Below are 19952 nucleotides of genomic sequence, written 5' to 3'. Positions count from 1 at the left end.
ACGTGATACAAGCCGTGTTCCAGTCCGCTCACATGTCGAGGCTGATGACGCCCTCAAACGCATAGTCTGCGGGCAGTGGCCAATGTCACGTCACCTCGAACCAGCTCCACAGGCCGCGGTCGAAGCGCTCCAGCACGGTCGAGGAGATCAGCCAGCGTCCCGGATTCTCCGCGATGAAGGCGATGTGCAGGCGCTTGCCCTCGGGAATCTGCACCGTGTCGAGGAAATAGGGCTCCCAGCCGTCGTCGAGCGGGTGCAGCAGCCTGAAGGCGTGGCCATGGACATGGATCGGCTGGAGGAAAGCCGTCCTGTTCTCGATCGCCAGCACGATCGGCGTGCCGCGCTTCACGCTGAACAGCGGCTTGGCCGAAGCATCCCCGACGCCGCCATTGATGCGCCAGGGCCGGGCAAGATCGACCCCTGCGAGGTCGAGCTTCAGATCGGCCGAGACCTTGGCGCCGCCCTCGATCACGATCTGGGGACGATGGGCGTCCTGGAGGCGGACGGCCGCTGGCAATGTCGGGTTCGGCTTCAGCGTCATCGGCACTGTCGAAGCTGGCTTGGCGGCGCCCTCAGTGACGAGCCGCACCAGCGGCACGCCGGAACCTATCAGGGCCGTCACCATTGCGGTGGCGCCGGCTTCCGTGGGCATGTCAACCAGCAGGTCGTAGCGCGTGCCCGGTGCGAAGGGGAGCTGCGAGCGCACCGGCTCGAAGGATTCCGTCGGCTGTCCGTCGACGGCGATGACCACCGCCTTGATGCCGTCGAAGCGCAGCCGCATGATCCGGGCGTTGCAGGCGTTCGCGAGCCGCAGGCGGACGCGCGCGCCCGGCGCGACCGCGATGCGTTGTGGCGGCGAGCCGCCATTCACCGTGATCCAGCTCCCCAGCCGCCCGGCTGCTGCCCCGTCGGGGCTCGTCGCCGAGAAGGGCTGCAGCGCATTGTCGTCGCCGAGCAGCCAATCCGTCACCAGGACAGGCAGGTCGAGATCGACCGGAGGCGGGTCAGGCTCCTCGACGACCAGCAAGCCACTCAGCCCACGTCCGGCCGGCTCCGACGCGCCGCCGATGACCAGCGGCCGATACAGGATCGTGCCGGAATCAGGTGGCTTGAGCCGGTATTCGAAGTTCTCGCCAGGGCCGATCGGAGACTGGCTGAAACCGCCGACACCATCCATCGCCGCCTCGCCGCGCAGGCCGTGCCAATGCAGCGAAAGCGGGCTCGGCGTCTTGTTCGTCACCGCCAGCCGCAGTGTCTCGCCCTGCTTGATTCGCAGCGCTGGTCCCGGCGTCGCGCCGTCGAAGGCCCAGATCTCGGTTTCGGCAGTCGGTGCAGGCCGCAGTCGCGCCTTGGCTGGTCCGGCCGTCAGGGTTCTCCCTGCTGGCAGCGACGAGGCGGGAGCGGCCGGGGCTGCGGTTTGCGCCAGGGCGCCACCCACCAAGGCTGGCAGGGTCGCAATTGCAAGACCCAGCAGGGCGTCGCGGCGCGTCGGGCGGGCAGGGCGGTCTGGCTGGTCACTCATGCATCCGGCATAATTGCCCCCGCGCCTGATGGCGAGAGGTTGCCGCGTGGCGCCTCTCTTTGCGGCGGGCCGGCGTGTTTTGCAGAACCGTCATTTTTTTGCTGCATGGCGCGGCTGAAATGCGTATAGCACCGGCGCCCAATGATGGCCGCGCTGCGTTTGCTCGCGCGCAGCGCTATCGGGCCGGCGGGCGTGGCGGAACTGGTAGACGCACTGGATTTAGGTTCCAGCGGCGAAAGTCGTGGGGGTTCGATTCCCTCCGCCCGCACCATCGAACTGGTTTTCGCGAGCGCGGCGGCGGATATCCGGCGTCGCGCTTTGGACATTGAAGTAACGAGCTGTTGGCGGATCGAAAACGATGAACGTGACCGAAACCCTCTCGCAGGGCCTCAAGCGCGAATTTCAGGTGGTGCTGAACGCCGCCGACCTCAAGACCCGGCTCGATGACGGCCTCCAGGGTCTTCAGGGCAAGGCCAGGATCAACGGCTTCCGCCCCGGCAAGGTGCCGGTCGGCCATCTGCGCCGGCTCTATGGCCGCTCGGTCATGGCCGATGTCGTGCAGAACGCGGTCAACGAGGCCAACCAGAAGATCGTCGCCGACAACGGCCTGAAGCTCGCCTTCGAGCCGCAGATCAAGTTCCCCGAGAACAAGGACGAGATCGAGGCTGCGATGGAGGCCAAGGGCGATCTCGCCTTCACCGTCGCGCTCGAGGTGCTGCCGAAGATCGAGCTCGCCGACCTCTCCGACGTCGCGCTGGTCAAGCCGGTCGCCGAGGTTCCCGATACCGATGTCGACGCCGCGCTGGAGCGCATGGCCGCGTCGAACCGCAGCTTCTCCAACAAGGGCGAGAAAGCGAAGGCCGACAAGGGCGACCGCCTGATGATCTCCTTCGTCGGCACGCTCGAGGGCAAGCCCTTCGACGGCGGCACCGGAGAGGGCATCGCGCTCGATCTCGGCGCGGGCCAGTTCATCCCTGGCTTCGAGGAGCAGCTCGAGGGCATGAAGGCGGGCGAGACCCGCACGGTCAAGGTGACCTTCCCCGAGAACTACACCGCCGAGCATCTCGCCGGTAAGCCGGCCGAGTTCGAGGTCACGGTAACCGAGGTCCAGGCCCCCGAGCCGGTCAAGATCGACGACGAGCTCGCCAAGGCCTTCGGTATGGAGTCGCTCGACGCGCTGAAGACCGCCGTTCGCGAGCAGATCGGCCGCGATTTCGGCCAGCAGTCGCGCCGCAAGCTCAAGAAGAGCCTGCTCGACGCGCTCGACGGCAAGTACACCTTCGAATTGCCCCCGACCCTGGTCGAGCAGGAGTTCGCCAGCGTCTGGAGCCAGGTCGAGGCCGACATGAAGGACGCCAAGAAGTCCTTCGAGGACGAGGGCACGACCGAGGAGACGGCAAAGGCGGATTACCGCAAGATCGCCGAGCGCCGCGTTCGCCTCGGCCTCGTGCTGGCCGAGATCGGCGAGCAGGCCAAGGTCCAGATCTCTGATGACGAGGTCACCCAGGCCCTGGTGGAGCGCGCCCGCCAGTTCCCGGGCCAGGAGAAGCAGGTCTGGGAGTTCTATCGCAAGAACCCGCAGGCTCTCGCCGAGATCCGCGCCCCGATCTTCGAGGAGAAGGTCGTCGACCATCTGCTCGGCCAGGTGAAGGTCGAGGATCAGAGCGTGTCGCGCGAGGCGCTCTACGCCGATGACGAGGCAACGGCCGACGCCAAGCCGAAGAAGGCCGCCGCCAAAAAGGCGAAGAAGGCCGATAAGGCCGAGGACGCTGCAACCGACGACGCTTCCGCCTGAGCCGCGCGGAAACCTTAATCCGAACAATTGCGCCGCTCGGCCCCGTGCCGGGCGGCGCTTCCCTTTTCAGCCGCCTTTGCCGTGCTTATGTGGATGTCTCCTCAAGACAGCCACGATTCGCCGGTTCCTATCCGGCCTCTGCCACTCAAGGACATGTCCATGCTGCGCGATCCGATCGAGACCTACAACAATCTCGTCCCGATGGTGGTCGAGCAGTCGAGCCGCGGCGAGCGCGCCTTCGACATCTATTCGCGCCTGCTGCGCGAGCGCATCATCTTTCTGACCGGCCCGGTCGAGGATTACTCGGCGTCGCTGATCGTGGCGCAGCTCCTCTTCCTCGAGGCCGAGAACCCGAAGAAGGAAATCTCCTTCTACATCAACTCGCCGGGCGGCGTGGTCACCTCGGGCCTGTCGATCTACGACACGATGCAGTTCATCCGCTGCCCGGTCACGACCTTGTGTGTCGGCCAGGCCGCCTCGATGGGCTCGCTGCTGCTGACGGCCGGTGCCAAGGACATGCGCTTCGCGCTGCCGAACGCCCGCATCATGGTCCATCAGCCCTCCGGCGGCTATCAGGGCCAGGTCACCGACATCCTGATCCACGCCCGCGAGGTCGAGAGCCTGAAGCGCCGGTTGAACGAGATCTACGTCAACCACACCGGCCGCTCCTATGCGGAAATCGAGGCCGCGCTGGAGCGCGACAATTTCATGACCTCCGAGGCGGCTCGCGAGTTCGGACTGATCGACAAGGTCATCGACAAGCGTCCGGAAGAGGTAGCCTGATCGGCTGCGACCAGCGGGCGCGCTGCCTGTGGGTTGGCGCGGCCGCTGCAACTGCCCATATTGCAAGCTTGGCGGCCCCGTGTTTGCATGGGGAATCGGATAAGCCCGGGATGATCCCGAAGGTGCTCCAGCCTGATCCGCTTGTGGACAGGTCTCGAATTCAGGTGTTCCGGAACGGGACGTTAACCTGATGAGCGTGAACTGGGCACCTGTTTATGACGGAGAGACGACGGTTGCATCCGCCTCTGGCTGATGTGGTCTCCGCCTCCGAGAATGGAGATCGACGATGAGTAAGGTCAGCAGCGGCGATTCGAAGAGCACGCTCTACTGCTCCTTCTGCGGCAAGAGCCAGCACGAGGTTCGCAAGCTGATCGCGGGCCCCACCGTGTTCATCTGCGACGAATGCGTCGAGCTCTGCATGGACATCATCCGCGAGGAATCGAAGTCCGCGCTGGTGAAGTCCAAGGACGGCGTGCCGACCCCGAAGGAGATCCGCAAGGTCCTGGACGACTACGTCATCGGCCAGGAGCATGCCAAGAAGGTCCTCTCCGTCGCGGTTCACAACCACTACAAGCGCCTCTCGCACGCGACGAAGCACAACGACGTCGAATTGGCGAAGTCGAACATCCTGCTGATCGGGCCGACCGGCTCGGGCAAGACGCTGCTCGCGCAGACGCTCGCCCGCATCCTCGACGTGCCCTTCACCATGGCCGATGCGACGACGCTGACCGAAGCCGGCTATGTCGGCGAGGACGTCGAGAACATCATCCTCAAGCTGCTTCAGGCCTCCGACTATAATGTCGAGCGGGCGCAGCGCGGCATCGTCTACATCGACGAGATCGACAAGATCAGCCGCAAGTCCGACAACCCGTCGATCACGCGGGACGTCTCGGGCGAGGGCGTCCAGCAGGCGCTGCTGAAGATCATGGAAGGCACCGTCGCCTCCGTGCCGCCGCAGGGCGGGCGCAAGCATCCGCAGCAGGAGTTCCTGCAGGTCGACACGACCAACATCCTCTTCATCTGCGGCGGTGCCTTTGCCGGCCTCGACAAGATCATCTCGAGCCGCGGCAAGGGCACTTCGATCGGCTTCGGCGCGACCGTAAAGGCGCCGGACGATCGGCGCACCGGCGCGATCTTCCGTGAGGTCGAGCCCGAGGATCTGCTGAAGTTCGGCCTCATCCCTGAATTCGTCGGCCGTCTGCCGGTCCTGGCGACGCTGGAGGATCTCGACGAAGCCGCGCTGAAGACCATCCTGACCGAGCCGAAGAATGCGCTGGTGAAGCAGTATCAGCGCCTGTTCGAGATGGAGGACACCGAGCTGACCTTTACCGACGAGGCCGTCTCGCTGATTGCCCGCAAGGCGATCGAGCGCAAGACCGGCGCGCGCGGCCTGCGTTCGATCATGGAGGGCATCCTGCTCGAAACCATGTACGAGCTGCCCGGGCTCGAAGGTGTCGAGCAGGTCGTGATCGGTCCGGAGGCCGTGGAGTCGAAATCGCGACCGCTCTTCATCTATTCGGAGCGCGAGGACGAGGCCAAGTCGGCCTCGGCCTGAGTCATCCACAGCATAGACGCTGCGAACGCGCGCCCTCTTGGCGCGCGTTTTGCGTATTGGGTGTACCGGCACGGCGCCCGTGCCGCACCGCGATAACCCGCCTGGGGCCTGATGTTGGAAAGCGGTTACCGTGATCGGATCGAGCCTCCGTGTTGCACTGCACGCTCGACGGTCTCGCTTGAAAGCCGGCGAGGAAGTCGCCACGTTAGGTCCACTCGCGAGAGTCGCATGCCTGCCTAGGGTGCGATGCGCGGGGGCGGGCAGGGTGAATGGTCGCTCTGGTCGCTTACGTCCGACGCCTACGCCCATCTCGGGGTTCCGCCGGACGCAACCACAAAGGAAAAGTCATGACTGGCTCGGCGCCCCGCGCTCCTTTCGTTTCCGGTGAGACCGGCACCTACCCGGTTCTCCCCCTGCGCGACATCGTCGTTTTCCCCCATATGATCGTGCCGCTCTTCGTCGGCCGCGAGAAGTCGATCCGTGCCCTGGAAGAGGTCGTCAAGACCGACGGGCTGATCTTGCTCGCCACGCAAAAGAACGCCGGAGACGACGATCCGGAGACCAAGGACATCTATGAGATCGGCACGCTCGCCCGCGTGCTGCAGCTCCTGAAGCTGCCCGACTCCACCGTGAAGGTGCTGGTCGAGGGCGTCGGCCGCGCCAAGGCGACGGCCTATGTCGCCGACGAGGCTTTCTATCAGGCCGAGGCCATCGGCCTTGCCGAGGAGGAAGGCAAGAAGGTCGAGGTCGAGGCGCTCGGCCGCTCGGTCGTCAGCGAGTTCGAGAGCTATGTGAAGCTCAACAAGAAGATCTCGCCCGAGATCGTCGCTGCCGTCTCGCAGATCGAGGAGCCGAGCAAGCTCGCCGACACCGTCGCCTCGCATCTGGCGGTGAAGATCGCAGATCGCCAGGCGGTGCTCGAGATCACCCATGTCGCGCATCGGCTGGAGAAGGTCCTCTCGCTGATGGAAAGCGAGATGTCGGTGCTCCAGGTCGAGAAGCGCATCCGCTCGCGCGTCAAGCGCCAGATGGAGAAGACCCAGCGCGAGTACTACCTCAACGAACAGATGAAGGCGATCCAGAAGGAGCTCGGCGACGGCGAGGAAGGCCGTGACGAGCTGGCCGAGCTGGAAGAGCGCATCGCCCGCACCAAGCTCTCCAAGGAGGCCCGTGACAAGGCCGTCGCGGAGATGAAGAAGCTGCGCCAGATGTCGCCGATGTCGGCAGAGGCGACGGTCGTGCGCAACTATCTCGACTGGATGCTCGGCATCCCCTGGGGCAAGAAGTCGAAGATCAAGAAGGATCTGGCTGCCGCGCAGGCGGTGCTGGACGATGATCACTTCGGCCTGGACAAGGTCAAGGACCGCATCGTCGAGTACCTGGCCGTGCAGCAGCGCACCAACCGGCTCGCCGGTCCGATCCTGTGCCTTGTCGGCCCTCCGGGTGTCGGCAAGACCTCGCTCGGCAAGTCGATCGCCAAGGCGACCGGCCGCGAGTTCGTGCGCATGTCGCTCGGCGGCGTGCGTGACGAGGCCGAGATCCGCGGTCACCGCCGTACTTACATCGGCTCGATGCCCGGCAAGATCATCCAGTCGATGAAGAAGGCCAAGACCTCGAACCCGCTCATCCTGCTCGACGAGATCGACAAGATGGGCCAGGACTTCCGTGGCGATCCCTCGGCGGCCCTGCTCGAGGTGCTCGATCCCGAGCAGAACGGCACCTTCAACGACCATTATCTCGAGGTCGACTACGATCTGTCGAACGTCATGTTCGTGACGACGGCGAACACGCTGAACATCCCGCCGGCCCTTCTGGACCGCATGGAGGTGATCCGCATCGCCGGCTACACCGAGGATGAGAAGACCGAGATCGCCCGGCGTCACTTGATCCCGAACGCGATCAAGAAGCACGGCCTCGAATCCAAGGAATGGTCGATCGAGAACGACGCGCTGCAGACGCTGGTCCGCCGCTATACGCGGGAGGCGGGCGTCCGCAATCTCGAGCGCGAGCTCTCCAACACCGTCCGCAAGGCGGTGAAGGACATCGTCCTGACCAAGAAGAAGAAGGTCGCGGTCAACAACGAGCTGCTTGAGGAATATCTCGGCCCGCCGCGCTATCGCTATGGCATGGCCGAAACAGAGGATCAGGTCGGTGTCGTCACCGGCCTGGCCTGGACCGAGGTCGGCGGCGAGTTGCTGACGATCGAAGGCGTCATGATGCCCGGCAAGGGCAGGATGACCGTCACGGGCAACCTCAAGGACGTGATGAAGGAATCGATCTCTGCGGCGGCGTCCTATGTCCGCTCGCGGGCCGTCGATTTCGGCATCGAGCCGCCCTTGTTCGACCGGCGCGACATCCACGTCCACGTTCCCGAGGGGGCGACCCCGAAGGACGGCCCGTCGGCCGGCATCGCGATGGCGACCTCGATCGTCTCGATCCTGACCGGCATCCCGACCAACCGAGACGTCGCCATGACCGGCGAGGTCACGCTGCGGGGCAGGGTGCTGCCGATCGGCGGCCTGAAGGAGAAGCTCCTGGCGGCACTGCGGGGCGGCATCAAGAAGGTGCTGATCCCGGAGGACAACGCCAAGGACTTGGTTGATCTGCCCAAGTCCGTGAAGGAAGGGATGGAGATTATCCCGGTCTCGCGGATGGAGCAGGTTCTTCAGCATGCCCTGACGCGCCAGCCGGTCCCGATCGTTTGGGAAGAGGATCTCAAGGCGATCCCGAAGGCGGCGGACGACGACGCAGCCGGCCTCGTCGCCCACTGAGCGGCTTCGCAGGCTAGGAATGAATGGCCGCCGGCGCTCGTCGCCGGCGGCTTTCGATTTGGGGGCAGGCAGGCATGGGGCAGGGCTGCCCTCTTTGTCCGCTTGCTGAGGCGGCCCGCAGGCCTTAAACCCCGGGCGGCAGGGGCGGTTAGCTCAGTTGGTAGAGCGTCTCCTTTACACGGAGAGGGTCGGCGGTTCGAGCCCGTCACCGCCCACCATGCCTCGGTCACGTCGGCGAACGCTGCGCGTCTGAGCCAGCTCCTGTCATGGGCCGGCAGTTTCGCCATTTTTGGCGCAGACGCTGTCGCGCATGAGCTTTCGAAATCACATCCTCTGCCGGTCCATACGGGCGCTGTTTCTCACGGTGGCCGCTGCCTTGGCTGGAACGACGATAGCTCTTTCGCAATCATTGCTCCCTGATTCCTTTTTTGCCGGGCGCCCGGCTTTCTCCCAGCCCGAGCAGCCGGCGAGGCCGGCGAGTTGTGAGGATATCGCCGCACAGCTTCCGGATTCGGTGCCGCGCGATTCGCGTGTCGACATGGCGATCATGGGAAACGTGACCCTGATTCAGACGGATGGTGCGCTTTGGTACGTCGCGGTCTGCGCCGACCCGGGTGTGCGTGTGCTCTGCGTGACCTACAGCGCCAACGGCCTGAAGCTCGGCGACAACGCGGTCCTCCGTGGCGGTTACAACCGCCAGGACCGTCGCCATGTGCTGCTCGACCCCTGCCTGGCATCGGCGGAATAGCGCCGCCTCGGGCGAAGCTTCGTCGACGCTCCGGGAGATATTTATCCACCGGTCTGCTTTGATGGACTCTCGCGCTTGACACTTCCGGCCGGTCGCCATAATCCACACCTCGCTGACGGCCACCGCGCCTCGGCCGCCCTGCGCGGGCGTAGCTCAGTTGGTTAGAGTGCCGGCCTGTCACGCCGGAGGTCGCGGGTTCGAGCCCCGTCGCCCGCGCCACGTTTCTCCCATCATCACAACGGTGTGAAACGTGATCCGCCCCGATTGGGGCGTTGATCCCTTGCCGATACGGCAGCTCTCCTTAATGTTCTCCAGCCCGATTCATCGGGGTCGCTCGCCGCCCGGAGACAGCAATGCATCGCAGGTCAGCCGCCCTCCTGGCGATCGCCAGTCTGTTATCGTCGTTGTCCGGCGCGGCGCTCGCAGACGAGATCAAAGTTCTGACCGCAGGCGCCTTCAAGCCGATCGTACTCGCGGTTGCTGCCGCCTTCGAGAAGGACAGTGGCCACAAACTCGTCATCGACAATGATACGGCGGGAGGATTGCTGCGCCGAATCGGCGGTGGCGAGGCCTTCGACGTCGCGGTGCTGACGCCTGCCGCCGTCAAGGAACTCGTCGGTGCCGGCAAGATCGCCGCGGGCACGCCGGTCAACCTGGCGCGCACCTCGGTCGGCGTCGCGGTCAAGGACGGCGTGCCCCGGCCCGACATCTCGACCGTCGCCGCCTTCAAGGCTGCGCTGCTGGCAGCCGGCAAGGTCGCCTATATCGATCCTGCCGCCGGCGGCTCGAGCGGCATCTATTTCTCGAAGCTGCTCGAGACGATGGGCATCGCGGATACTGTCCGGGCCAAGGCCGTCCTCGTGCCGGGCGGGCTCGTGGCGCAGCGTCTCGTCAGCGGTGAGGCCGATCTCGCCATCCACCAGATCAGCGAGATCCTGGCCGTGCCGGGCGCCGTGCTGGTGGGCCCGCTGCCGGCGGAGATCCAGAGTTATACGGTCTACACCGGCGGCCTCGCAGCGGCAGGCGCAAGGCCCGACGCCGCGAAGGCGTTCCTGGCCTTCCTGTCGGGCGACGCCGCCCGGCGCGTCCTGGCCGAGAAGGGCATGGAGCGCGCCCCGGATTGATGTTCGGCCGTTGATCTGAAAAGCGGATGCCGAAGCGGATCACGCAACCCGCTTGCTCATGATCACGCTACGATAGTTGGTGTGCTTCCACTGCGCGTGCTCGATCAGCCGGTAGCCGCGTCTCTCGTACCATGTGACCAGATGCGTCGCCGGCTCGGCTGTGTCCAAGGCGATCTCGGTCGCGCCAGTCTGCATGGCGCGCGCCTCGACCAGATCCATCAGGCGCCCGCCAAGTCCGGCTGCCTGATAGGCAGGGTCGACAGCGAACTGGCCTAGGCTCGCGACACCGGCCTTGTCGAGCCAGGGCGAGCCTTTCGTCCGGTCCGCGGGCTTGAATATGATAGTCCCGATAAGCCTCGCATCGTCGAAGGCGAGATAGCATTCGCCTTGGGACACCCGCTCTTGCGTGACGTCGTCGGACTGGTGTGTTGCCATATAGCGCAGCCCCATCGATGCGAGACGGGAATAGGCGCGATGCAGGAGCCGCGTCAGGTCGGGAATTGAATCCGCCGGGGTGATCGGCCTGATTTCAAACGTGTCGGCCATCGTCGACTGCGAAGCGAATCCGCTCATATGCCTTATGCTCCCGATAGATCTCGCCGTGAATCCTGAGCAAGGGCAAACCATCTGCTCCGAAAGAGTGCCAACGTCTTCACCAGGGCCGGCGCGGCCCGGTGTCGATGTGCAGGATGCCGTTCCAGTAGACCTTGTGGCCGCCGACCTCGGGCAGGCCGCGCACCCATTCCAGGACGCTGCGCGGCCGCATGCCCGGCACGCGGAAATCCATCGCCTCGCAGCGCTTGTGGTAGGAGCCGCGTCGCGCCCGCCAGGGCGGCCGCCAGGTCGATGTCACCTTCACGGCGCCGTACTTGTCAGAAATCTTCGTAAGGATGAGCTTCAGCCGCTGCGGCAGGCAGGCGGTCGATGTGCCCGGATCGGTCGAGATGCCGGGCTTGTCGGGCTTCTCGTTCGGATCGAACTCCGGTTCGGCGCCGGCCTTCTGGCCGGGCGTCAATTGCGGCCATTCGGGGCCCTGGTCCTCGTCGGGTTCTTCCGTCATCGGCGAGGTCGCATCCGGGGCAGGGGCTTCGGAGGAAACGGCCACGGAGGCCTGCATGGCTGGTGGCACCACGATGGCGGGCAGCGTCAGGCTGCTCGGCAGGTCGAGGTCGAAGGGCCGCTGCGGCGGAAGCGGAGCGCGCACCATCTGGCCCTCCTGGGCCGCCGCGCCCGCGACATGGAGTATGCAGGCGAGCGCCAACATCGAGCCGACCAGAATCGAAAGCCGCATGTCGTTCAGGGAGCGGTGATGAAGAGGGCCCGGGTCTCGCCGCTGACGAGCGGAGCCTGCGGGGATTTCGCGCAATGTGCGGCCAGGCCAGCCGGCGCCGCCGCGATCTTCTCAAGGTCGAGCATGGGGCGCATCGCGCTTCCGGCGAAATAGCCGGCGAGCCAGAGCGAGAGTTGCGTCTGGTCGTTCTCGCTCATCGCGGTGAAATCGGCGCAACTCGCCCGGCCGAGATCGACGCCTTCCGCATGCGCGGCGATGGGGGCGGTCAGCGATGCCATCAGCAACGCCGTCGCTGCGAGGAAGGGCCTGGCGAGCCGGATCATGAGGGCGCCTTTCGCGAAGAGCGTGGGCTGCGCCACGAAGAATCGATTCGTCCTCAGTGTGTCGCGTCGCGCAGGCATCTGCCAGCCGGCAGCAGCGGATATGGCTAAGAAAACCGCCGTCGTCGATGGGAGCGCGGCGACAGGCCGTGAAATCGGGCATATCTGCGTCCGGCTCAACCCGGTCGCGCGATTGTGCGGCGCGGGAGAGTCTTGCTTCATTCTAATGCAAGGTCTAATCGACACGAAACGGCGCGCCGCCGTCGTCCGTTTTGAAGCGGGATCGTCCATGCAAGCTCTTCCAGTGCCGTCCCTGCTCAACGACTACCTGCCGCTGGTGCTGTTTCTCGCCGTGGCCGGCGTGATCGGCCTGGCCCTGCTGATCGCGCCCTTCGCGATCGCCTATTCCAAGCCGGACGCCGAAAAGCTCTCGGCCTATGAATGCGGCTTCAACGCCTTCGACGATGCGCGCATGAAGTTCGACGTTCGCTTCTATCTGGTGGCGATACTGTTCATCATCTTCGATCTCGAAGTGGCCTTCCTCTTCCCCTGGGCGGTCGCCTTCGGCGGGCTCGGCTGGTATGGCTTCTGGTCGATGATGATCTTCCTGGCCGTGCTGACGGTCGGCTTCGTCTATGAGTGGCGCAAGGGTGCGCTGGAGTGGGACTAATCGTCATCTCGCAGGCGCAAGGCTCGCGATATATCTGACGGTTACGGTTCACGAGGATAGTGGAATGGCAACAACAGCGATCGACCGCGGTGATCCGCTCGTCGCACCCGCGCCCAAGGGCCTGCTCGGCCCCGACGGGAAGCCTGTCGGCCATCGCGATCCCTTCTTCACCGAGATCAACAGCGAACTCGCCGACAAGGGCTTCATCGTCACGGCGACGGATGAGCTGATCAACTGGTCGCGCACTGGCTCGCTGATGTGGATGACCTTCGGTCTCGCCTGCTGCGCCGTCGAGATGATGCAGCTCTCAATGCCGCGCTACGATGTCGAGCGTTTCGGTTTCGCGCCGCGCGCCTCACCACGCCAGTCCGACGTGATGATCGTCGCGGGCACGCTCACCAACAAGATGGCCCCGGCGCTGCGCAAGGTCTACGACCAGATGCCCGAGCCGCGCTACGTCATCTCGATGGGCTCCTGCGCCAATGGCGGCGGCTACTACCATTACAGCTACTCGGTGGTGCGCGGTTGTGACCGCATCGTGCCGATCGACATCTATGTGCCGGGCTGTCCGCCCACGGCGGAGGCTCTGCTCTACGGCGTGCTGCTGCTGCAGAAGAAGATTCGGCGCACGGGCACGATCGAGCGCTAGTTTGCGTCATGCTCGGGCTCGACCCGAGCATCTCCTGACGGAGAGGCGCGGGATACGACAGGGGTTGGGCTCGATCCTGCATGAGATGCTCGGGGCAAGCCCGAGCATGACGCGGTTGAGCAACGAAGGTTTAGACGATGAGCGAAGCGCTCGTAGCACTCGGCGAAGAGATCAAGGCGGCGCTGCCGAGCGCTGTCACGGAAGCTGTCGTCGCCTTCGGCGAGCTGACGATCCATGCCGAGGCCGCCTCGATCGTCGAGGTCATGCGGACGCTCTACAGCGACCGGCGCTTCCGCTTCGTGAACTTCACTGACATCGCCGGCGCCGACTACCCCGGCCGCGAGAAGCGTTTCGACGTCGTCTACCACTTGCTGGCGCCCTATTCGAACCATCGCATCAGGGTGAAGGTCCAGACCGACGAGGCGACGCCCGTTCCCTCGATCATCGAGGTCTTCCCGGCCGCGAACTGGTACGAGCGCGAGGCCTATGATTTCTACGGCATCCTGTTCTCGGGCCATCCCGACCTGCGCCGCATCCTCACCGATTACGGCTTCGAGGGGCACCCGCTGCGCAAGGACTTCCCGCTGACGGGATTCGTCGAGGTTCGCTACGACGACGAGCAGAAGCGCGTCGTCTACGAGCCGGTGAAGCTCAACCAGGAATTCAGGAATTTCGACTTTCTCTCGCCCTGGGAAGGCACGGACTATGTCCTGCCAGGCGACGAAAAAGCGAAGACGGCCTGAGCGGAGCCGGACATGTCAGAGCATAATATCCGGAACTTCTCGATCAATTTCGGCCCGCAGCATCCTGCGGCCCACGGCGTGCTTCGCCTCGTCCTCGAGCTCGACGGCGAGATCGTCGAGCGCGTCGATCCCCATATCGGCCTGCTGCATCGCGGCACCGAGAAGCTGATCGAGGCCAAGACCTATCTTCAGGCGCTGCCCTATTTTGACCGGCTCGACTACGTCGCGCCGATGAACCAGGAGCATGCCTACTCGCTCGCGGTCGAGAAGCTGATGGGCGTGACTGTCCCGCGCCGGGGCCAGCTCATCCGCGTGCTCTATTCCGAGATCGGCCGCATTCTCTCGCACATCCTCAACGTCACCACGCAGGCGATGGACGTCGGCGCGCTGACGCCCCCGCTCTGGGGCTTCGAGGAGCGCGAGAAGCTGATGATCTTCTATGAGCGGGCCTGCGGCGCGCGCATGCACGCGGCCTATGTCCGGCCCGGCGGCGTCCACCAGGACCTGCCGACCTCGCTGATCCACGACATCGCCGAATGGTGCGACCCGTTCCTGCAGGTCTGCGACGACCTGGAGGGGCTGCTCACCGACAACCGCATCTTCAAGCAGCGCAATGTCGACATCGGCGTCGTCGATCTCGAGACCTGCTGGAAATGGGGTTTTTCGGGCGTGATGGTTCGCGGTTCGGGCGCCGCCTGGGACCTGCGCAAGGCACAGCCCTATGAATGCTACGACGAGATGGAGTTCGACATCCCCGTCGGCAAGAACGGCGACTGCTACGACCGCTACTGCATCCGCATGGAAGAGATGCGCCAGTCGGTCCGCATCATGAAGCAGTGCTGCGAGAAGCTGCTCTCGGCCGATGGCGGCGGCCCGGTCTCCTCGCTCGACGGCAAGATGGTGCCGCCCAAGCGCGGCGAGATGAAGCGTTCGATGGAAGCGCTGATCCACCACTTCAAGCTCTACACCGAGGGCTACAAGGTCCCCGAAGGTGAAGTCTACGCCGCCGTCGAGGCCCCCAAGGGCGAGTTCGGCGTCTATCTCGTCTCGGACGGCACCAACAAGCCCTATCGCTGCAAGATCAAGGCTCCGGGCTTCGCCCATCTCCAGGCCATGGATTTCATGTGCCGCAAGCACATGCTGGCGGACGTCTCCGCCATCCTGGGCTCCCTCGATATCGTTTTTGGTGAAGTAGACCGCTGATGTCCGTCCGTCGTCTCGCCCCCGATCACGTCCAGCCCGCCTCCTTCGCCTTCGATGCGGCGAATGAAAACTGGGCCGACCAGCAGATCGCCAAATACCCCGAAGGCCGTCAGGCCTCCGCCGTCATCCCGCTCCTGTGGAAGGCGCAGGAGCAGCATGACGGGTGGGTGCCGCGCGCCGCGATCGAGGCGGTCGCGCGCAAGCTCGGCATGGCGCCGATGCGGGTCATGGAGATCGCGACCTTCTACACGATGTTCAACCTGCAGCCGGTGGGCGAGCATTTCGTCCAGCTCTGCGGCACGACGCCCTGTGCGTTGCGTGGCGCGGAAGCGCTGAAGAGGGTCTGCGAGGACGTCATCGGCCCGCAATCGACCGTGACCGCCGACGGCAAGCTCTCCTGGCTCGAGGTCGAATGCCTCGGCGCCTGCTGCAACGCCCCGATGGCGCAGATCAACTTCGACTATTACGAGGATCTGACGCCGGAGAATTTCAAGGCGCTGCTGGAAGACCTGCGCCATGGCCGCCCGACCAAGCCAGGCCCGCAGAACGGCCGCACCGGCTCGGAGCCGTTCGGCGGCGGCGAGACCTTGAAGGATCCGGCCCTCTATGACGGCACGGTGATCGGCGCCGGCGACTGGCAGAAGCGCGTCACCGAGCAGCGCAAAGCCGCGGCCGAGGCCGCTGCCGCGAAGGCGGCCGCCGAGGCTGAAGCCAAGAAGGCGGCGGCTGACGCGGCAGCGACAGGCACGACCGGGCCGACCGACATCAAGGAGGCGCCGGCTCCGGCTGCCGCAAGTCCGGGTCGGCCGAAACCGTCCGACCCGGCGCAGCCGTCGAGCAGCGCGCAGGACACGCCCTCGGCTGCGAGCGAGGCGATCAAGGATACGCCGGCCAAAACGCCGGCTCGCCGTCCGCGGGCTGCCAAGCCCACAGACAAGCCGGTGAAGTGAGGCGAAGACGATGCTTGCTGATCGCGACCGGATTTTCACCAATCTCTACGGCCTTCACGACCTGTCGCTGAAGGGCGCCATGGCGCGTGGCGCCTGGGACGGCACCAAGTTCCTGCTCCAGCAGGGCAGGGACTGGATCATCGACGAGATGAAGCAGTCGGGCCTGCGCGGGCGCGGCGGCGCCGGCTTCCCGACCGGGCTGAAATGGTCGTTCATGCCCAAGGTCAATGACGGGCGCCCGCACTACCTCGTCGTCAACGCCGACGAGTCGGAGCCGGGCACCTGCAAGGATCGCGAGATCATGCGCAACGACCCGCATACGCTGGTCGAGGGCTGCCTGATCGCCTCCTTCGCGATGGGCGCGCACGCCGCCTACATCTACATCCGTGGCGAATACGTCCGCGAGCGCGAGGCGCTGCAGCGCGCCGTCGACGAGGCCTATGAGGCCAGGCTCATCGGCAAGGACAACATCCACGGCTATCCCTTTGATCTTTATGTCCATCACGGCGCCGGCGCCTATATCTGCGGCGAGGAGACGGCCCTGCTCGAAAGCCTCGAGGGCAAGAAGGGCATGCCCCGGATGAAGCCGCCATTCCCCGCGAATGTCGGCCTCTATGGCTGCCCGACCACCGTCAACAACGTCGAGTCGATCGCGGTCGCCCCGACGATCCTGCGCCGTGGCGCGGCCTGGTTCTCCTCGCTCGGCAATCCGAACAATGTCGGCACCAAGCTGTTCTGCATCTCCGGCCATGTGAACAAGCCCTGCAATGTCGAGGAGGTGATGGGCATCACCTTCCGCGAGCTGATCGACCGGCATTGCGGCGGCATCCGCGGCGGCTGGGACAATCTCAAGGCGGTCATTCCCGGCGGTTCGTCGGTGCGCATGGTGCCGGCCGAACAGATCATCGACACGCCGATGGATTTCGACTCGCTCTCCAAGCTGAAGTCGGGACTCGGCACGGCGGCGGTGATCGTGATGGACAAGTCGACCGACATCATTCGCGCCATCGCCCGCATCAGCTATTTCTACAAGCATGAGAGCTGCGGCCAGTGCACGCCATGCCGCGAGGGCACCGGCTGGATGTGGCGGGTCGTCAACCGCATGGCCGAAGGCCGCGCCCAGAAGCGCGAGATCGACATGCTGCTCGACGTCTCCAAGCAGATCGAGGGCCACACCATCTGCGCGCTGGGCGATGCTGCCGCCTGGCCGATCCAGGGGCTGATCAACCATTTCCGTCACGAAATCGAGCAGCGCATCGACGACTATGCCGCCAACCCGCATGGCGAGCCGGTCAGGCTCATGGCGGCGGAGTGACGGTGGTGACGATCTTTCGAGGCTGTGTGCTTGTCTTGGGCTTGGCGATCTCAACGGCTTGTACGGCCGCGCCTCAGACTTCTCACTCGTTCTCGATTGGGGCGCAGGTCCCAGATTCTGAAGGTTATTTCGGAGTGGCCGTTAAAGGAAAGACGTTCAATTCCGATGCTTCCAATATTTCAAAGGAAGACAGGGAATTCTTCTTTCAAGCAGTTCATCGCTATATCGGAAAAAATTCCGGCAAGATATGTAAACAGTTCAAAGACAATGGCAAAGATACGCGTGCGATGACAATTTTGTCGCCGAGCGTAAGCATAAAGTACGTCAGCGAACACAAGATGATTATTTATCCTCACCGTTGTGTTTCCGATGACCAAGTGAAGCAGGGGCGGCTCTGATGGATAAGGCTGTGACGTGCCGCCATGAGAATGCGAGTGTGACCCGATGACCAAGCTTCTGATCGACGGCATCGAGGTCGACGTTCCCGCGGAGTACACGGTGCTCCAGGCCTGCGAGGCGGCGGGCGCCGAGGTGCCGCGCTTCTGCTTCCATGAGCGGCTCTCGATCGCCGGCAATTGCCGCATGTGCCTGGTCGAGGTGAAGGGCGGCCCGCCGAAGCCGCAGGCCTCCTGCGCGATCGGCGTGCGCGACCTGCGTCCCGGCCCGAACGGCGAGCCGCCGGTCGTCCTGACCAAGTCGCCGATGGTCAAGAAGGCGCGCGAGGGGGTGATGGAGTTCCTCCTCATCAACCACCCGCTGGATTGCCCGATCTGCGACCAGGGCGGCGAATGCGACCTCCAGGACCAGGCCATGGCCTATGGCGTGGACAATTCCCGCTATGCCGAGAACAAGCGCGCGGTCGAGGACAAGTATATCGGCCCGCTGGTCAAGACTTCGATGACGCGCTGCATCCAGTGCACGCGCTGCGTCCGCTTCACCACGGAAGTCGCCGGCGCCTCCGACCTCGGCGCCATCGGCCGCGGCGAGGACATGGAGATCACGACCTATCTCGAGCAGGCGATGACGTCGGAGCTGCAGGGCAACGTCGTCGATCTCTGCCCGGTCGGCGCGCTGACCTCGAAGCCCTATCAGAACAAGGCCCGTCCCTGGGAGCTGACCAAGACCGAGAGCATCGACGTGATGGATGCCGTCGGATCGGCCATCCGCGTCGATTCCCGCGGCAAGGAAGTGATGCGCATCCTGCCCCGCCTCAACGAGGCGGTGAACGAGGAGTGGATCTCCGACAAGACCCGCCACATCGTCGACGGCCTGCGCACCCAGCGCCTCGACCGGCCCTATATCCGTAAGGATGGCGCGCTGCGCCCCGCGAGCTGGACCGAGGCTTTCGCGCTGATCGCCGAGAAGGTGAAGGCGACGAAGCCGGAGAAGATCGGCGCCATCGCCGGTGATCTCGCGGCAATCGAGGAGATGTTTGCACTCAAGAGCCTGATCACCTCGCTCGGATCGACCAATCTCGACGCCCGCCAGGACGGCACGAAGCTGCATCCGAAATTCGGGCGGGCGTCCTATGTGCTCAATGCCGGTATCGCCGGCATCGATAATGCGACCTCGCTGCTGATCATCGGCGCCAATCCGCGCCGCGAGGCGCCGATCCTGAACGCCCGCATCCGCAAGCGCTGGCTGCGTGGCGACTTCAAGATCCAGCTCATCGGCGAGCGGGCCGACCTGACCTATGACTACGACTATCTCGGTGCCGGCACCGATACGCTGGCCGATCTGGCCGGCCGCGCCGAGAAGGCCGGCGAGCGGCCGATGGTGCTGGTCGGGCAGGGCGCTCTCGCCCGGGCCGATGGTGAGGCCGTGCTGGCGCTGGCGGTCAAGGCCGCGCAGGCACTGGGCGCCGTCTCGGAGGGCTGGAACGGATTCGGCGTGCTGCACACCGCGGCCGCTCGCGTCGGCGCGCTCGATCTCGGCTTCGTGCCGGGTGAGGGGGCGCTCGACGTTGCGGGCATGGTCGCCCCCGGTGCGCTCGACCTGCTCTTCCTGCTCGGCGCCGACGAGGTCGACGTCCCGGCCGGTGCCTTCGTGGTCTATCAGGGCACGCATGGCGACAAGGGCGCGCACCGCGCCGACGTCATCCTGCCGGGCTCGGCCTATACCGAGAAGTCCGGCACCTATGTGAACACCGAGGGCAGGGTGCAGATGACCGATCGCGCCACCTTCCCGCCGGGCGATGCCCGCGAGGACTGGGCGATCCTGCGTGCGCTCTCGGCCGCTCTCGGCAAGACTCTGCCCTTCGACTCGCTCTCGGACCTGCGCAAGGCGCTCTATGGGGCGCATCCGCATTTCGCGGCGCTCGACGTGCTGCAGGCGGCCGATGGTTCCGGGCTCGGTTCGCTCTCCGGTGCCGGCGGCAAGGCCGAGAAGGCGGGCTTCGTCTCGACGATCGCCGATTTCTACCAGACCAACCCGATCGCGCGCGCTTCCGCCGTGATGGCCGAATGTTCGGCGCTGGCCTCCGGCCGGCTGCAGCAGGCGGCGGAGTAAGCGGC

General features: G+C 65.1%; 18 protein-coding genes and 3 tRNA genes. 17 read left to right on the top strand and 4 right to left on the bottom strand.

Annotated features, from left to right (window positions below; genetic code table 11):
* Positions 1-85: 85 nt before the first annotated feature.
* Positions 86-1522, bottom strand: a complete 1437-nt coding sequence (locus AC1RMY_RS10705) for a multicopper oxidase family protein (RefSeq protein ID WP_492864190.1) — start codon at positions 1520-1522, stop codon at positions 86-88.
* 186 nt (positions 1523-1708) lie between these two features.
* Between AC1RMY_RS10705 and AC1RMY_RS10700 the strand changes: the two genes are divergently transcribed.
* The 9 genes from AC1RMY_RS10700 to AC1RMY_RS10660 all read left to right on the top strand — a co-directional run bounded on the left by AC1RMY_RS10700 (position 1709) and on the right by AC1RMY_RS10660 (position 10298).
* Positions 1709-1793 (top strand) — tRNA-Leu (locus AC1RMY_RS10700).
* Between the two features lie 87 nt (positions 1794-1880).
* Positions 1881-3317: a trigger factor gene (gene tig, locus AC1RMY_RS10695; RefSeq protein ID WP_492864188.1), complete on the top strand. Its 1437-nt coding sequence runs from the start codon at positions 1881-1883 to the stop codon at positions 3315-3317.
* A 159-nt stretch (positions 3318-3476) separates the two neighbouring features.
* On the top strand, positions 3477-4100 hold the full coding sequence (locus AC1RMY_RS10690; RefSeq protein WP_492864186.1) for an ATP-dependent Clp protease proteolytic subunit: 624 nt from the start codon (positions 3477-3479) through the stop codon (positions 4098-4100).
* A 286-nt stretch (positions 4101-4386) separates the two neighbouring features.
* Complete coding sequence (gene clpX, locus AC1RMY_RS10685) at positions 4387-5655, top strand: ATP-dependent Clp protease ATP-binding subunit ClpX (RefSeq protein WP_492864184.1); 1269 nt, start codon at positions 4387-4389, stop codon at positions 5653-5655.
* 347 nt (positions 5656-6002) lie between these two features.
* Complete coding sequence (gene lon / locus AC1RMY_RS10680) at positions 6003-8426, top strand: endopeptidase La (RefSeq protein ID WP_492864182.1); 2424 nt, start codon at positions 6003-6005, stop codon at positions 8424-8426.
* A 142-nt stretch (positions 8427-8568) separates the two neighbouring features.
* A tRNA-Val gene (locus tag AC1RMY_RS10675) sits at positions 8569-8644 on the top strand.
* Between the two features lie 71 nt (positions 8645-8715).
* Complete coding sequence (locus AC1RMY_RS10670; RefSeq protein ID WP_492864181.1) at positions 8716-9174, top strand: hypothetical protein; 459 nt, start codon at positions 8716-8718, stop codon at positions 9172-9174.
* A 142-nt stretch (positions 9175-9316) separates the two neighbouring features.
* Positions 9317-9393: transfer RNA gene (locus AC1RMY_RS10665), tRNA-Asp, on the top strand.
* Positions 9394-9527: 134 nt separating this feature from the next.
* Positions 9528-10298 carry a molybdate ABC transporter substrate-binding protein gene (locus tag AC1RMY_RS10660; protein WP_492864179.1) on the top strand — a complete coding sequence of 257 codons (771 nt, stop codon included), beginning with the start codon at positions 9528-9530 and terminating at the stop codon, positions 10296-10298.
* Positions 10299-10337: 39 nt separating this feature from the next.
* On the opposite strand, the gene AC1RMY_RS10655 is transcribed toward AC1RMY_RS10660, so the two are convergent.
* From AC1RMY_RS10655 to AC1RMY_RS10645, 3 genes are all read right to left on the bottom strand, one after another.
* Entirely contained in the window at positions 10338-10871 is a 534-nt protein-coding gene (locus AC1RMY_RS10655; protein ID WP_492864177.1) for a GNAT family N-acetyltransferase, read from the bottom strand.
* A 79-nt stretch (positions 10872-10950) separates the two neighbouring features.
* Positions 10951-11589: a YcbK family protein gene (locus AC1RMY_RS10650; protein WP_492864176.1), complete on the bottom strand. Its 639-nt coding sequence runs from the start codon at positions 11587-11589 to the stop codon at positions 10951-10953.
* Positions 11590-11594: 5 nt separating this feature from the next.
* Positions 11595-11948 carry an HdeA/HdeB family chaperone gene (locus tag AC1RMY_RS10645; RefSeq protein WP_492864174.1) on the bottom strand — a complete coding sequence of 118 codons (354 nt, stop codon included), beginning with the start codon at positions 11946-11948 and terminating at the stop codon, positions 11595-11597.
* 250 nt (positions 11949-12198) lie between these two features.
* Between AC1RMY_RS10645 and AC1RMY_RS10640 the strand changes: the two genes are divergently transcribed.
* The 8 genes from AC1RMY_RS10640 (at position 12199) to nuoG (ending at position 19947) form a co-directional block, all read left to right on the top strand.
* Positions 12199-12579 carry an NADH-quinone oxidoreductase subunit A gene (locus tag AC1RMY_RS10640; protein WP_327527619.1) on the top strand — a complete coding sequence of 127 codons (381 nt, stop codon included), beginning with the start codon at positions 12199-12201 and terminating at the stop codon, positions 12577-12579.
* Positions 12580-12643: 64 nt separating this feature from the next.
* Positions 12644-13228: a NuoB/complex I 20 kDa subunit family protein gene (locus tag AC1RMY_RS10635; RefSeq protein ID WP_492864172.1), complete on the top strand. Its 585-nt coding sequence runs from the start codon at positions 12644-12646 to the stop codon at positions 13226-13228.
* Between the two features lie 137 nt (positions 13229-13365).
* Positions 13366-13971, top strand: coding sequence for an NADH-quinone oxidoreductase subunit C (locus AC1RMY_RS10630; RefSeq protein ID WP_492864170.1), 606 nt, complete (start codon positions 13366-13368; stop codon positions 13969-13971).
* Positions 13972-13983: 12 nt separating this feature from the next.
* On the top strand, positions 13984-15174 hold the full coding sequence (locus tag AC1RMY_RS10625) for an NADH-quinone oxidoreductase subunit D (protein WP_492864168.1): 1191 nt from the start codon (positions 13984-13986) through the stop codon (positions 15172-15174).
* A complete protein-coding gene (gene nuoE, locus AC1RMY_RS10620; RefSeq protein WP_492864167.1) occupies positions 15174-16124 on the top strand; it encodes an NADH-quinone oxidoreductase subunit NuoE in 951 nt (316 codons plus the stop codon). The genes AC1RMY_RS10625 and nuoE overlap by 1 nt, the downstream gene beginning before the upstream one ends.
* A 10-nt stretch (positions 16125-16134) precedes the next feature.
* Positions 16135-17439, top strand: a complete 1305-nt coding sequence (gene nuoF / locus AC1RMY_RS10615) for an NADH-quinone oxidoreductase subunit NuoF (protein ID WP_492864165.1) — start codon at positions 16135-16137, stop codon at positions 17437-17439.
* A gap of 2 nt (positions 17440-17441) precedes the next feature.
* The gene (locus AC1RMY_RS10610; RefSeq protein ID WP_492864163.1) at positions 17442-17837 is read left to right on the top strand and encodes a hypothetical protein; all 396 of its coding nucleotides are present in this window, start codon (positions 17442-17444) and stop codon (positions 17835-17837) included.
* A gap of 46 nt (positions 17838-17883) precedes the next feature.
* Positions 17884-19947 carry an NADH-quinone oxidoreductase subunit NuoG gene (gene nuoG, locus AC1RMY_RS10605; RefSeq protein WP_492864161.1) on the top strand — a complete coding sequence of 688 codons (2064 nt, stop codon included), beginning with the start codon at positions 17884-17886 and terminating at the stop codon, positions 19945-19947.
* Positions 19948-19952: the final 5 nt, after the last annotated feature.

This window comes from Allobosea sp. GW822-FHT03F07, assembly GCF_058801345.1.
Note: the sequence above shows the minus strand (reverse complement) of the source record. Positions and strands in the feature narration are given on the sequence as shown.